Raw genomic sequence first — 13,166 nt, forward strand, 5'->3', positions numbered from 1 at the left:
CATCAAGAAGGAGTCCAAACCGAAGAAGTTATCCACACCATGAGCCCCGCTGGGCTCGATCCAGGGTGGGTCAAGGTTCGATGGAAATGGTGGGTCAGGAATACGTGGAAATCAACAGGCAGAGCTTCGATGCCGCGAACGAGCGCGCGCTGCAAAGGTTCCGCGCACACGCGGAGCAGGACGATGCCGCGCGCGCGGAAACCATCTACCACATGCTGCTCGGCGCACGCGTGCCGCTGGAAGAAGTGGATGCCTTGTGGCACCGTCGATGGCGCGGCCCCTGGCTAGCGCGGTCGACGACCTGTCGGAACCTGCGCAGAGCTACCTCATGGCCAAGCTCGGCCGCAGCGTCCCCCTGGACACGCTCAGCTCCTTCTCTCCCACGGTCCTCACTGCGTTGCTGGCCACCTCAGGCCCACGCCTCTTGCGGCGCCTCGGTCCCGAGGCGTTCTTGACGTTGCTGGATGCCCATCCCACAGTAGTCGATGCCGCGGATGTGCGGGGGCTGTACACGGAAGCGGTCTATCGCACCGGCCGATGGAGCCGCCTGCGCGATGCGGGCGCGGGCCGCTCGGTGCCGAACCGCGCCATCGCGGCCGCCGTGGCCTCACTGGCGGAAGCGAGGCTCGACGAGCTCGCGCGTCTGGATGCACCGGCGCTGCGCTCCCTGCGCTTCGTGTTGCGTTGGGCAACGCGCGATTCGCTGGCCGACAGGGTTTTGTTCGGGCCCGCCGAGCGATTCTCCCGCCTGGCAGAGTCGCCGGCGGCGGTTATGGACATGCCGGAGATTGCGTGGGATTTCGCGACATTCGTGGCATGTGGTGAACAGCGCCAGCTTCTCGCGAATTTCCAACCGGTGCTTGAGCGTGCGAGCGAACTCGCGCGCGGAACCACGCGCTTGCCCGATGCCGGGGCGGGCAGCGATGCGCTGCGTATCCTCTCGTTCTTCGAGACCGCCCCCGACCGGCCCTTGCTGAAACGCGTCGATCTCGACAACCACTTCGCCACCGTCAGCAGCCGTGAGGCTGCCGTCTTCTGCTATATTTTTGTCGACCGGTCGGGCATGCGGTCGGCGCACCCAGCCGGATCCCAGGTGGTGGCCCCAGTGGATGACGGTGACATCCAGGAGCGAGGCCGCGCGCTGGTAGAGCGGCTTCGGGCATTCAAGGGCAACTTCGTCATCGCGGATGTCGGCATCACGCGCGAGTTTGCCGCGGTCGTGCGATCGTGCATAGCGTCGGAATCGCCCCAAGCCGCCGAGTGGGCGCTGCGCGTGCTGGCTGGAAAACATCCCGACTGGCTCGAACCCCTGGGCGGCGCCCTCGGCCGTGCCTTCGGTGGCGACGTCCCCACGCGTATCGGCTGGTTTTCGAGCATCGAGAAATACGTCGGCAGCGGCGAGCGGGTATGCAGGGCACGACAGAACGCGGACGGTCGCGCCATCCTGTCGCTTGCAGACGAAGCATCGAGTCTCAGTGAAGCTTTTGATGCTTACGAACGCGTTCTGAGCGAGCATAAGAGCTCGCCGGAATCACAGGATTTTATGGCGCTCTCGAAGTCGTTCAGAGACTGGGTATTCATGATCGATAGACTTGCGTCGCAGCGCGGCGCTCACCCGTAAAGCACATCGGCAATTGCCAACGGTAGTGGCGCAGTTGCATGGTAAGCGTATGGCCATGGCACCTTGAAATGCTCTGCCTGGCGCCCGAGCGTCGGGGCTATGTCTACTGCGGTAAGAACATTCATTCGCCCTACCTGTGGAGCCTCTCGAACCACTACACCAAGGGAAAAGTTCGTACGACGCGAACGCGGTGTCGAAACAGTGCGGCGCCGCCGAGATGCTGAGAGCGCTGCGCGAGGCCGAGCTTGTGGATCTGTGATCGTTGCTATTTAGAAGAATTTATGCGCCAGGCACACTCTCGACCGGCTGCCGCCACCAAGGCGGCGGCGCTCGCCCAGACCATCGGTCTGCTCTTCGGTGCACAGACCTTGCATGTGCAAGCCGAGCCCACAGGTGGTCCGGCGGAGTATGCGTTCCGCTGGAGTGCGGCGCAGGCCCAGGGCCCGAGGACCATCGAGGCCGCCGCGAAATTGCTCGCGGTGAACGACAAGAAGCCGTCGATGTATCGGGTCGAGTACGCCGTGTTGCCACGACCAACTGGACTGCCCGAAGGCGTCGGGGTCATTGCCCGCCAGCGGACCGAGCTGACGGGGAAAGAGGCAGCAAAAGTCGAGTCCTCGTATAAATTCCGTGCCTCCACCGCGTTGGGCGCATTGGCGCCCGAATCGACGTTTCCCTGCATGCTGAAGTCCGCCAGATGGGAGTCCGAGCTCGATGTCGGCTGGAGTTCCGGGCCTGGCGACGCCGGGCCGCAGACTGCCCTGCCCGCCCGGCCGCCTGTCACCACGGAGGTCCACTCGCGGACGTGCAGTACTGCGGCAACCCTGGAGGCGGCGTTGGGCCCCTCGCTCAAGCTGCCCAGGCCACTCAACGATCGGTGCGCCGCGGAGATGACGCGCTACAAGGATGGTCAGAGGAACCTCAAGCTGGAGCAATGGCGGATGCCTGGTGGAGAAACCTTGCTGGAGGTATCGCGCAAGGTCGGGAAGGACACCGCCCAGGCACGGCTGCAATTCCAGTCAGATGTCGTCGGTCGCCTGGTGGCGCAAGGCGTGCGGGCGACCCGGGAGAGCAAGACCGAACTGAGCAGTTGCCCGTGACGCGAACGCCCCAGCGCTTCCGCGCTTCCTGCGCTTCCTGCGCTTCCTGCGCTTCCTGCGCTTCCTGCGTTTCCTGCGTTTCCTGCGAATGGATGATGTCAGGCCGTGCACCTCGCAACATACTTTGTCCGCGGCCTTTGGCGTGTGGAGCCGATCGCGTTCGCGCCCGACGCAATCGTCGAGGTCGCAATCGATCTCTGGCGCGGCCAGCGAGAAAGCAGCCTAGCAAGGAGACCCTGTCATGAAGATGATCGACCCGGACCGGTTGGCCCGTTACACGCGGATGATTGCTGGCAAGCACGGAGGCCTGGAAGGACTAAGCCACGTGGTCGGCAAGGTCGCGAAGCAGCATGCGACTTCTCCGATCTCGAGAGCACCGCCATGTCAGGTCCACTGGCCAAGTGAGCCAGTCCAGCCGCGCGTCGCGCCAGGCCATCTCGCGGCTCTTGTGCTCAAGTTCGAGTTTTTGAGAACCGAGCGTGGTGCCAATGGTGCCGCACCCAAGCGGCGCGCACCATTGGCGCAAGCACCGTTACCAGCAGCGCCAGCACACGTCCGATGAGGCGACTGGTACAGCAGGTCACCTGCAACTTAGGTGGCCGCTGTCAGGGCAGGCCGACTGGATCGCCCCGGGGCGATTCAAACTGATACCGGCTCGTCGGTCATTGAGCGATGAAGGGGCTGGTCGAGCAGACGCAAGGGGATGAGACGTCTGGCTCGTTGGTGCAGCCATGGACGGGCGGTCTTGAAGAATCAGGGTGAGCGTCCGGCGGCCCCACATTGACGCCGCTCCCGGAACCCGGAACGCTGTCGGCCGGTCGCTGCCGCGCAGCACCTACTTGCCGGCTGACGCTCCCGTTGCGCTCGGTTGCCAGCGATGCGGTAGCAGCGCATCGATGCGCGAGGCCGGATGGCTGTGGATGCGTGCCAGCACATCGCGCAGGTAGGCCCAGGGCTCGACCTTGTTCAGCTTGGCCGATTGCACCAGGCTCATCACGACGGCCGCGCGCTCGCCGGCCAGTTCGCTGCCCACGAACAACCAGTTCTTCCGTTCTTCCTGTTATGGGTAGCTGCCCATACTCCCGCGTCAGCGGGTTAGTCCAACAGGAATTATGCGAACTGCGCTCTTATGCGAAATCGCCGTCAGCACCCCTGCGCACCACCAGGCGCAGCAAGGTCTGCGGCGATCCGGGCGAGCGCTGGACTTCGCATAAAAGTGGGTATCTCCTGCGGTGGCAACACCACATCAGGAGATTTCCATGGACGCGCTCGATTCCCTTCATCCGGTGCCAGCCGCCTGGCTGCGCAACAGTGACCTTGCGCCGTTTGTTCGACCTACTTGCAGCGGTTGGTCGAGCGCCACGCCGCGAACACGGTCCGCATGTACGTGTATGGCGTGGCGCACTTTCCGCACTGGGCACGCCGACGCGTCGGCGTACGAGATCTTTCCGAAGAGCACGTCCAGTGCTTCGTTGACGGACACCTGCCGCGCTGTACATGCTCATCGCCCGTGCAGCGTTGCAAGCATCAGGTGCGAGCCGCGCTTCGCCAGTTCTTGATCACCCTGGTTGATGCCGGTGTGCTCATCAGCACCCGTCGGTCCGACGCGATCGAGGACCAGCTTGTGCGCTTCGACGCCCACATGCAACAGGCCAGAGGTCTGGCCGAGACGACGCGGAGGTCTTGGACCATGATGTAACCCTGATAACGAAACTGGCCTCGCCTCTTCGCTCAACGCCGACCTGATACCGATACACGAGCCAATGTTTTCGTGACCTGCGCAATTCCAGTGAGAGGCGATTTTCGAAAGCCGCTGCTTCTTCCATTTGGGCTCGGCAACGAACACCCTGGACAAAATTCCCTCGCTACGAGTGACAGAGGCAGCGGCTGCAGGTACTCAGCTTCGAAGTCCTGCCGAATCGGGCTGACTGTCAAAAGCCGTCCATCCAGATCCTGGCCGCAGGTTATTTGGTGCCGGGCCACTAGTGAGTCCGTGGATGCTTTGGCACTATTTCCGTCAGTTCTCCACCGTCACCCACACCTCTCTAGTTTTACTCTCACTCAATAGGTGACCGCTCAGTACAGTGACGCAGGCCGTTCCAGGGTGGGTTGCGCGGATGAGAAGGATGCTGGGCAGTCCTGCAGCGGTCAACACCTCGCCGTTGCTAGCCGACATGGCGGAAACAAAAGCGCCAAGCATATTCAGCACATCTGCGCCGGAACTGATCCGCGCCCCTGTCGCCCTAATGAGCAGAACGTCGTCTTTTTGTATGCTCAGATTCGATGTCAGCGCTGCGACATTCTGGACTTCAATTAATCTCGGCATTCAGCAATCCATATGGCGGACGAGATGCAAGGCGCCACGATCAGACAGGAACTTCAACATCCTCCGTTGCCGGCCAGCCGTCCACGGAGTGCGGCTGCGCGGTTGCGGACTCGTTGTCTCCATCCGCCGCGACAAGGGTGCGTCCGGCTTTGGGATATATCTTGCTTGCGTACGTGCAATCGGTTGCATTGATGTCATCGCCGCCCGTGATTGGGACATTGTCTTTAGTGATCTCTGCTGGCAATTGATAGCACATGATTGATGTTTGATCCGGTGCGGTGCCCATCAGCGACGCCTCGCTGAGAGAAGTCAACACCTGTGAATCAACGGTCGCCTTATCCCATCCATAGGTCTTAAGGAACCACGCGTAGGCCTTTGTTGGATCAATTCGAGCAACGAGCGCTTTTCGCATGTGCTCGTGTGGAAATCCCAGCGTGTGGCCAGCCTCGTGGCGCACAACCCGACGAAATTCCGCTTCGGAAGTGTTGATCGTGAACCCTTCCAAATTCATGGTCTGGCGATTCTTCGGGATATGCTGAATATCGGTCCCAAGATAGGACCAGTATCCACCGGGCTCCCTTGAAATGCGCACGTCGCCAACTCCTGAGGTCAGTACAAACGAAATTCCGCAACACTTACTCCATGCGTTAAGATGATCAACAATTCGAGTTTTCAGATCAGCGGGTGTGGTTTCCATGAAGCTGACGCTCAGTCTGCGAAGTTGCGGCCCCCAATATTTGGTAGTTAGGACTGCAATTCGCATCGGCTCATCAACCAACGGTCGGCCGGTCATCGCGGCCACAGGCTCAAGAGCAGGAGCGTTGACCGGGTTGACCATGCGGGCAGTGAGGGCGGCCTTTATAAGCAGACGTTGAGGTAACGATTTGACCATGCAGCCCGGTGCATGGTGCTCACCAGAATCATGGATGTCATGTGCGTGGCCTTGGTGCGAATCGCCGGTGCCGGACTGGCTGATGGCGGATGCCGCAACTTCGGCGATACGAGAAAGGGCGTCACGCAGCCGATCGTCTGTGTACATGGTGGCCTCCGATGAAATTGTTAGCGAACAATGGTTTGTGCGCCACGACAACAGGCGATAGCGCACGCTTTTTTTACCCCAATGCAGACGCTGACGCATGCACAAGATTGATGATGATGCGCCATACGGCAAGGGCGCTGCGTCTCAAAAATTGGCAGCACACTTGTTCATATCGGCCAGCACCTTTTCCATCTCCGCGGCTTGCGCTGCAGCTGCAAGCATAGGATCCAACGGGCTTCCCATTGCACGCGCGGCCTGTGCTCCAACTGCCAGCGTCGTCTTGGTCATTGCCTCCTTGATGGTGCTTTCCAATTGACCCAAGTCGGGTGTTGCAAGCTGCACAGTTACCTGCGCTTTTCGTAACTTGCGCCGAACTTCGCGGATCGACTCGTCGAGGTCGGAACCTGTGAACGGGAGGTAGGCTTTGGGTCGAAGCGCGCTGATCATGCACAGCATCGCGTCAGCCGCCTTCTCGTAGTTGCCAGCCTGAACTGTCAGCGCGTACCTATCGGTCACCAACGACGCGCCGGACGCGAGGACGGCGCCTGAGATAGCGGCTTCGACCGACTTGGCAAGCCCGCCCACCACTCCTATAACGCCGCCGACGACAGCAATGTCGCTGCCGACGTATCCCCTTCTTCTTATCGAGTCAGCGGTGTCTTGATAGCTGTCCGCGTAGATCTTCAGGTTATCAAGCGCTTCCTGCGTGTTGGTTGGGGGGAGTAGCCCTCCGCGGCTGTAGTCAGGCGTGGTACGACCCGCCCCGGTCATTGGGGGCGGTTCCTTGACCGGAATCGGGTATAGGTTCGAGCATCCTGTGCAGGCCGCGACCAGCCAAACAGCCATGAATCGCGCTGAGATCCAATTGAGCATAAAAAACCTCCATCGAAGGGTTAGGTGCACGCTCCATCTCTGGCGAACCTAGAATGCGCAGCGCGAGATGAAAATAATCATCTAAGCAGTAAAGCGCAGACGGACAAGGCCGTCATCATCTGAACTGAGGAGGTGAAGTGTGAGCGTCTGGCCATGGCACCGTCTCGGTTGCGCTGGCATAGCCGTTTGAAGTTGTGGTTCAGGTCGCGCATCTTTCGCTTCTTTCCGTTCGTCTTCTTCCTCATCCACTTTTGCCCGCACGAAGTGCGGAAATGAAAGCCGACGGCCGAGGCCGCCCGGGTGTCTGACAGTCAGGTCAGTGTTTCTGTCCGTCCCCGGCGCCATGGCGCAAGGGAACTACGAGGGACGCGGACACCACTCCCGTGTGTGCAAGAACTTCCAGCTGGTCGCCGGCGTTGCACGCGCTGTGGCGCCGCGCGGTGTGCCTGCTGGCACGTCGTTGCGCGGGGACCATCCACCCGAGGTCCATGGGATGTGCGAAGCACATGAGGGGTGATCCGTGACGGGGATCAGTCGGCGCAGCGTCGTCTGGCAACCCATGCGCATCGGATGCCGCAGGGGCATCGAGAACGAGGGCGGGGAGCCCTGGAGGAAAGGCCACTTCAGGAGCGGCCGAGCCCGTCACTTCGGGCCGTCACTTCGCGCAAAGCGCCTGGACGTCAGGCGTGGCGCGGACTTACAGCGTCGTCACTGTCAGCAAGCTTCCAGTGACGACGCAAGGCGCTGCGTGCGAAGGGCGTTGCAGCGCATCGGCGCCATCGAGGCGGCGTGCCTGAAGCCAGGCGCGCCAGCCACGATGGCGGCGCACAGCAGCATGAGCTGCCGCACCTCGGCGCAGGCCAATCTGCGCGCTTTACAAGTCCGTCCCGCGAAGGTCTCGGACCTCATGTCGGCCAAAGAGCCGACCACCTCGGGGTCAAAGACCACCAAGCAGGTAACGACTGCGACGCCGTGAGCGCGCCCTCGATGGACGCAGGGATCAGGGATCCCATGGGAGCTTCCAGTGAAGCACAGGAGGGCCGACGCATCCAGTAGACGCCCGCAGATGCCCGCAGATGCCCGCGAGAATGCCCGCTTGTGTGGACGTTCTTCGGTGGCAATTGATCCCTGCACCTTTGCCCTATGCGCCACGCCGCCATATGCTGTCCGAGCGCGAGTTCCGACTGCTAGACTTCCTCCGTGCGCGCGCGCTGAACGTCGATTGATGTGCCAGTAGTTTCACCGCAGACCAAGCATCCTGTGGGGTAAATCGTGGGGGAAATGCAGTCCCTCAAGCCGATAGTTCATGGAGATCAAGCACTTGCAGCGCATGTCGCGCTTCAGGTGCAAAACATTGAGTGAGTTCCCCAGACCGGAGCTCCATTGAAGTCCACTTGGAACGACTCGCCCTGGTCCGCGGCACGTTCACCGTGTTGGAAGACCTGGATCTGTCGCTCAAGGAATCGCGGCTCGGCCTGATCGGCGCCGACGGTGCCGGCAAGAGCAGCGTGCTGCGCCTGATCTGCAGGCTGGGCACGCCGTAGCAGGGCCGCGTCAAAACGTCTGAACGAGCCACGCCCCTGAGTGATCAGACGGAGCGCAAGTACGCATCACGGCCGGGGTGCCTTCGCCAACGCCAGCGTCGTCACTGCCGCCGCCTCGTCCACCGGCGCGAAGCGAGCGCCGAGTGCGCGCTGCAGCGCCACCACCTGCTGTTGCTGAACGGTCAAGGCCACCGACAGGCCGATCTCCGCCAGCTGCGCCGTGCGCTGCGCGTCCAGCAACTCCAGCATGTCGGTGCCACCGGCCTCGAAGCGCCTGCGGGCCAGCTGCTCTGCGATCAACGCCTGCCGGGCCTGCGCCTGCAGGGAGGCGAGGCGGCGCTGCCCGTGCCGCACCTGGGCAAGCGCACTCTCCACCTCTTGCAACGCCAGCAGCACGCACTGCCGATAGGCCAGCAGCGCCTCACGCTCACCCGCCTTCGCAGCCTGCAGCCGGGCGTCGATGCGCCCGTGGTCGAACACGGGCAGCGACAGGCTCGGCGCTGCGAGCCACGAGGCGCTGCCGGCTGCCCCCAAGCCCGAGATGGAACCCGCGACGACGCCGAGCACGCCGACGATGGACAGCCGTGGCAGAAACTCTGCGCGCACCGCCTCGACATCCAGAGCCAGCGCCCGCAGGCGCGCCTCGGCGGCCTGCAGATCCGGCCGCTGCGCCGCCCACTGCGCGGGATCGGGCAGTCGCAGCGCCACTGGCAGCGGCGATCGGCCGGCCTCTGCGGGTGCTTCGTAGCCGGATGGTGATTCGCCCAATAGCACCGCCAGCCGATGGCCGGCGATAGCCAGCGCTGCGTCCAAGGCGGGCAAGTGCGCCTCGGCCGCGGCCAGTTCGGTGCGCGCACGCGCCTCGTCGAGCGGCGATGTGTAGCCGGCCGCGACACGCCGCAGCACGAGGTCCAGCGTGGTGCGCCGGTTCTCCACCACGCGCTGCGCCAGCTGCATCTGCGCCCGCGTGCCGTTCACGCTGAACCACGCCTGGGCGATCTCGGCACCGATGGCCAGGCGCATCGCCGAGGCGTCTGCCTCAACCGCCCGGGACCGTGCATCGGCGGCCTGCGCCGCGTTGCGCAGCCGGCCGAAGAGGTCGATCTCCCACGACAGGCTGACTGCGGCCGACACGCTGTCGCCGCGTCGGTCCTCGCTAGGCGCCCCGGGCGCCTCGAAGCGGCTGAGCTGCTGTGCCCGTGCGCCAGCGGCGACGCCTGCACCAGGGCGCCGCTCGGCATGTGCGCCTGCCGCCAGCGCGCGCGATTGCTGAACCCGCTCGGCGGCCTGCTGCAGGTCGAGGTTGGCCCCCAGCCCGCGCAGAACCAGCGTGTCGAGCACCGGATCTGAAAGCACGGTCCACCAGTCCGACTGCGCCATGCGACCGGCTGGCATGCCCTGCCCTTGTGCGAACGCCGTGGGCAGCTCTGCCGTCGGCGCTGCCTGCGGCGGCGCCGTGCCGCATGCGGCCACCAACGAAGCCAGCGCCACCGCGGTCAAGCTCATTTTGATCATGTCGTTCTCCTCATTGGGCCGCTGCCAGCGTGACCGCGCTTCTCACGCGAGGCCGCTGCAACAGCACGTAGAACACGGGCGTGAAGACCAGGCCCGCGACGGTGACCGTCAACATCCCGGCAAACACCGCCATGCCGACGGCCTGGCGCATCTCGGCACCGGCCCCGCTGGCGAAGACCAGCGGCAGCACGCCCATCACGAAAGCCAGCGAGGTCATCAGGATCGGACGCAGCCGCAGCCGCGCGGCCTCGACCACGGCATCGACGGCCGAGGCGCCCTCCTGCTGACGCCTGCGAGCGAACTCGACGATCAGGATGGCGTTCTTCGTCGCCAGCCCGACCAGCACGACGAGCCCGATCTGCGTGAACAGGTTGTTGTCGCCCCCGCTCCACCACACGCCACCCAGCGCACCCAGGATCACCATCGGCACGATGGTCAGCACGGCCAGCGGCAGGCTCCAGCTGCCGTACGCGGCAGCCAGGATCAGGAAGGCCAGAACCACTGCCAGCGGGAACACCCACAGCCCGCTGGACCCTTCCTGGATCTGCTGGTAGGTCAGGTCGGTCCACTCGGAGGTGAACCCGTCCGGCAGCGTGCGGGCGAGGATCTGTTCCATCGCCGCGACCGCCTCGCCCGAGCTCACGCCCGGCGCCGGCATGCCCGACAGATCGGCCGAAGCAAATCCGTTGTAGCGACCCACCGGATCGGGACCGGTCGTCGGCTGGCTCGACACCAGCGCGGCCAGCGGCACCATCTGGCCCTGCGTATTGCGGCTCCACAGCCGGTCCAGCGCGGTGGCGTCGCTGCGGAACGGCGCGTCGGCCTGCACATTGACCTGCCAGGCGCGACCGAGGAAGTTGAAGTCGTTGACGTAGAGCGAGCCGAGGTAGACCTGCAACGACTGGTAGATGGCCTGCAGCGGCACACCCATGGCCAGCGCCTTCTCGCGGTCGACGTTCAAGGCAAGCTGCGGCACCCCCACCTGGTAGCCCGAGAACAGGCCCACCAGCCGCACATCCTTGCCCGCTTCGGCGATCACCGCACCGAGAGCGGCGTTCAACGCCTCGTGGCCCTGTTGCCGCCGGTCCTGGATCTGCAGCTTGAAGCCACCGGCCTGGCCGAGGCCGGGTACCGGCGGCGGCGGGAACATCGCGATGAAGCCTTCGTCGATGGCCTGCAGGCGGCCGTTGAGCGCACCGGCAATGGCGCCGGCGGCCAGGCTCGCGCCCTTGCGCTGCTCGAACGGGTCGAGCATCGTGAAGATGACGGCGCTGTTCGGGCTGTTGACGAAGCCGTTGATCGAGATGCCGGGGAAGGCCACCACGCTCTCGACGCCCGGTTGCGCCAGCGCCATCTCGGTGACCCGCTGCGTCACGGCCTCGGTCCGGTCGAGCGACGCGCCAGGTGGCAGTTGCACGATGCCGACCAGGTAGTACTTGTCCTGGGCCGGCACGAAGCCGGAAGGAACACTCTTGAAGCTCCAGACCGCTGCGGCGGCCAGCACCGCGTACACCACGAGCAGGCGCAGGCCGCGCTGCACGCCGGCACGGGTCAGCACCGCGTAGCGCTCCGACGCCCGCTCGAAGGCGCGGTTGAAGCCGCCGAAGAAGCGCGCCAGCGGGCCATGGCGCTCTTGTGCATGCGGCCTCAGCCACATCGCCGACAGCGCAGGCGACAGCGTCAGCGAGTTGATCGCCGACAGCACGGTCGAGATCGCGATCGTCAGCGCGAACTGTTGGTAGAACTGGCCCGACAGCCCGCCCATGAACGCGGTGGGGATGAACACCGCCGCGAGCACGGCGGTGATGACCAGGATCGGCCCGGTCACCTCCTTCATCGCGGCCAACGCGGCCTCGCGCGGCTTGAGGCCGCGTGCCAGGTGCCGCTCGACGTTCTCGACCACCACGATGGCATCGTCGACCACGATGCCGATGGACAGCACCAGGCCGAACAGGCTCAGCGTATTCAGCGTGAAGCCGGCCGCGTGCATCACCGCAAGCGTGCCCACCAGCGACACCGGCACCGCCGCGATCGGGATCAGCGACGCGCGCCAGTTCTGCAGGAACAGCAGCACGACGAGCACGACGAGGACCATCGCCTCGGCCAGCGTCTGGATGACGTTGCGGATCGAGGCCTTCACGAACAGCGTGGGGTCGTAGGCGATACGGTGGTCGATGTCCTGCGGGAAATCCTGCTGCAGCGTCACCATCTCGGCGCGCACTGCGGCGGCCACCTCGACGGCGCTGGCGGCCGGATCCTGCACGATCTGAATGCCGACCGCCGGCTTGCCATCGAGCAGGCTGCGCAGCGAATACGAACTCGCGCCAAGCTCCACACGCGCCACGTCCTTCAGGCGCAGCTGCGCGCCCATTGGGCCGCTGCTGAGCACGATGTCGCCAAAGGCCTCGGGTGAGCTCAGGCGCCCGGCCACCGTCAACGGCAGCTGGTGCGCGCTGCGCGCATCGGGCTGCTGGCCCACCGAGCCGGCGGCAACCTGCAGGTTCTGCGCGCGGATCGCCTCGACCACGTCACCCGCGACCAGGCCGCGCGCGGCCATGCGGTCGGGGTCGAGCCAGACACGCAGGCTGTAATCGCCCGCGCCCCACACGACCACCTTGCTGACGCCCGGCACGCGCAACAGTGCGTCGCGCACTTGCAGCTGCGCAAAGTTGGACAGGTGCAGCAGGTCGTAGCGGCCCTGTGGCGAGGTGAGGTGCACGACCATCAGCATGTCGGGCGCGACGCTCTCGCTGACGACGCCGAGCTTGTGCACCTCGGCCGGCAGCCTCGGCAGCGCGCGGGCCACGCGGTTCTGCGTGTCGGTCTCGGCGCGTGCCGGGTCGGTGCCGGCGCCAAAGGTCAGCGTCAACAGGTAACGCCCGTCGCTGCTGGCGTTTGAGCTCATGTACTGCAGCCCGGGCAGGCCGGTCAGCTCGGTCTCCAGCGGCGTGGCCACCGTGTCGGCGATCACCTGCGGGTTCGCACCCGGGTAGGCAGCGCGCACCTGCACGGTGGTCGGCATGACGTTGGGGTACTCGGTCAGCGGCAGCTTGCCCAACGAGAGCAGGCCGGCGAGCAGCAGCACCAGCGACAACACGATCGCGATGATCGGTCGGTCGACGAAGAGTCTGGCGAGACGGTTCATGGT

At 64.5% G+C, this 13,166-nt stretch carries 10 protein-coding genes and 1 pseudogene; 4 read left to right on the plus strand and 7 right to left on the minus strand.

Annotation, left to right across the window (positions count from 1 at the left end; translation table 11 throughout):
• Positions 1 to 328 precede the first annotated feature (328 nt).
• From AC099J_RS20365 to AC099J_RS20375, 3 genes are all read left to right on the plus strand, one after another.
• Positions 329 to 1,621 (plus strand): hypothetical protein, encoded by a 1,293-nt coding sequence (locus AC099J_RS20365; protein WP_479617109.1) that lies wholly within the window; start codon positions 329 to 331, stop codon positions 1,619 to 1,621.
• A gap of 281 nt (positions 1,622 to 1,902) precedes the next feature.
• A complete protein-coding gene (locus AC099J_RS20370; RefSeq protein ID WP_479617110.1) occupies positions 1,903 to 2,721 on the plus strand; it encodes a hypothetical protein in 819 nt (272 codons plus the stop codon).
• Positions 2,722 to 2,962: 241 nt separating this feature from the next.
• Positions 2,963 to 3,283 (plus strand): hypothetical protein, encoded by a 321-nt coding sequence (locus tag AC099J_RS20375; RefSeq protein WP_479617111.1) that lies wholly within the window; start codon positions 2,963 to 2,965, stop codon positions 3,281 to 3,283.
• A gap of 273 nt (positions 3,284 to 3,556) precedes the next feature.
• Here the strand turns inward: AC099J_RS20375 and AC099J_RS20380 are convergent.
• From AC099J_RS20380 to AC099J_RS20400, 5 genes and pseudogenes are all read right to left on the minus strand, one after another.
• Positions 3,557 to 3,772 (minus strand): annotated as a pseudogene (locus tag AC099J_RS20380) (transposase domain-containing protein); the annotation flags it as partial.
• Positions 3,773 to 4,222: 450 nt separating this feature from the next.
• Positions 4,223 to 4,567, minus strand: a complete 345-nt coding sequence (locus tag AC099J_RS20385) for a hypothetical protein (protein ID WP_479617112.1) — start codon at positions 4,565 to 4,567, stop codon at positions 4,223 to 4,225.
• Positions 4,568 to 4,738: 171 nt separating this feature from the next.
• Positions 4,739 to 5,047, minus strand: coding sequence for a hypothetical protein (locus AC099J_RS20390; protein ID WP_479617113.1), 309 nt, complete (start codon positions 5,045 to 5,047; stop codon positions 4,739 to 4,741).
• 40 nt (positions 5,048 to 5,087) lie between these two features.
• Complete coding sequence (locus tag AC099J_RS20395; protein ID WP_479617114.1) at positions 5,088 to 6,086, minus strand: zinc metalloprotease; 999 nt, start codon at positions 6,084 to 6,086, stop codon at positions 5,088 to 5,090.
• A 144-nt stretch (positions 6,087 to 6,230) separates the two neighbouring features.
• Positions 6,231 to 6,959: a hypothetical protein gene (locus AC099J_RS20400; RefSeq protein ID WP_479617115.1), complete on the minus strand. Its 729-nt coding sequence runs from the start codon at positions 6,957 to 6,959 to the stop codon at positions 6,231 to 6,233.
• Positions 6,960 to 8,353: 1,394 nt separating this feature from the next.
• On the opposite strand from AC099J_RS20400, the gene AC099J_RS20405 reads away from it, so the two are divergent.
• Positions 8,354 to 8,503, plus strand: a complete 150-nt coding sequence (locus tag AC099J_RS20405; RefSeq protein ID WP_479617116.1) for a hypothetical protein — start codon at positions 8,354 to 8,356, stop codon at positions 8,501 to 8,503.
• A 66-nt stretch (positions 8,504 to 8,569) separates the two neighbouring features.
• Here AC099J_RS20405 and AC099J_RS20410 read toward each other — a convergent pair whose 3' ends face one another.
• Together AC099J_RS20410 and AC099J_RS20415 are read right to left on the minus strand one after the other, a co-directional pair.
• Positions 8,570 to 10,018 carry an efflux transporter outer membrane subunit gene (locus AC099J_RS20410; protein ID WP_479617117.1) on the minus strand — a complete coding sequence of 483 codons (1,449 nt, stop codon included), beginning with the start codon at positions 10,016 to 10,018 and terminating at the stop codon, positions 8,570 to 8,572.
• A gap of 10 nt (positions 10,019 to 10,028) precedes the next feature.
• On the minus strand, positions 10,029 to 13,163 hold the full coding sequence (locus AC099J_RS20415) for an efflux RND transporter permease subunit (protein ID WP_479617118.1): 3,135 nt from the start codon (positions 13,161 to 13,163) through the stop codon (positions 10,029 to 10,031).
• Positions 13,164 to 13,166 lie beyond the last annotated feature (3 nt).

It is taken from the genome of Rhodoferax sp. RT4P68, from assembly GCF_056521305.1.

What these genes read in the sequence shown, in the direction of transcription:
- AC099J_RS20400 (WP_479617115.1), bottom strand. Translation starts at nt 6,959, where the DNA reads ATGCTCAATTGGATCTCAGCGCGATTCATGGCTGTTTGGCTGGTCGCG.
- AC099J_RS20410 (WP_479617117.1), bottom strand. Translation starts at nt 10,018, where the DNA reads ATGATCAAAATGAGCTTGACCGCGGTGGCGCTGGCTTCGTTGGTGGCC.
- AC099J_RS20415 (WP_479617118.1), bottom strand. Translation starts at nt 13,163, where the DNA reads ATGAACCGTCTCGCCAGACTCTTCGTCGACCGACCGATCATCGCGATC.
- AC099J_RS20375 (WP_479617111.1), top strand. Translation starts at nt 2,963, where the DNA reads ATGAAGATGATCGACCCGGACCGGTTGGCCCGTTACACGCGGATGATT.
- AC099J_RS20395 (WP_479617114.1), bottom strand. Translation starts at nt 6,086, where the DNA reads ATGTACACAGACGATCGGCTGCGTGACGCCCTTTCTCGTATCGCCGAA.
- AC099J_RS20390 (WP_479617113.1), bottom strand. Translation starts at nt 5,047, where the DNA reads ATGCCGAGATTAATTGAAGTCCAGAATGTCGCAGCGCTGACATCGAAT.
- AC099J_RS20370 (WP_479617110.1), top strand. Translation starts at nt 1,903, where the DNA reads ATGCGCCAGGCACACTCTCGACCGGCTGCCGCCACCAAGGCGGCGGCG.
- AC099J_RS20365 (WP_479617109.1), top strand. Translation starts at nt 329, where the DNA reads ATGGCCAAGCTCGGCCGCAGCGTCCCCCTGGACACGCTCAGCTCCTTC.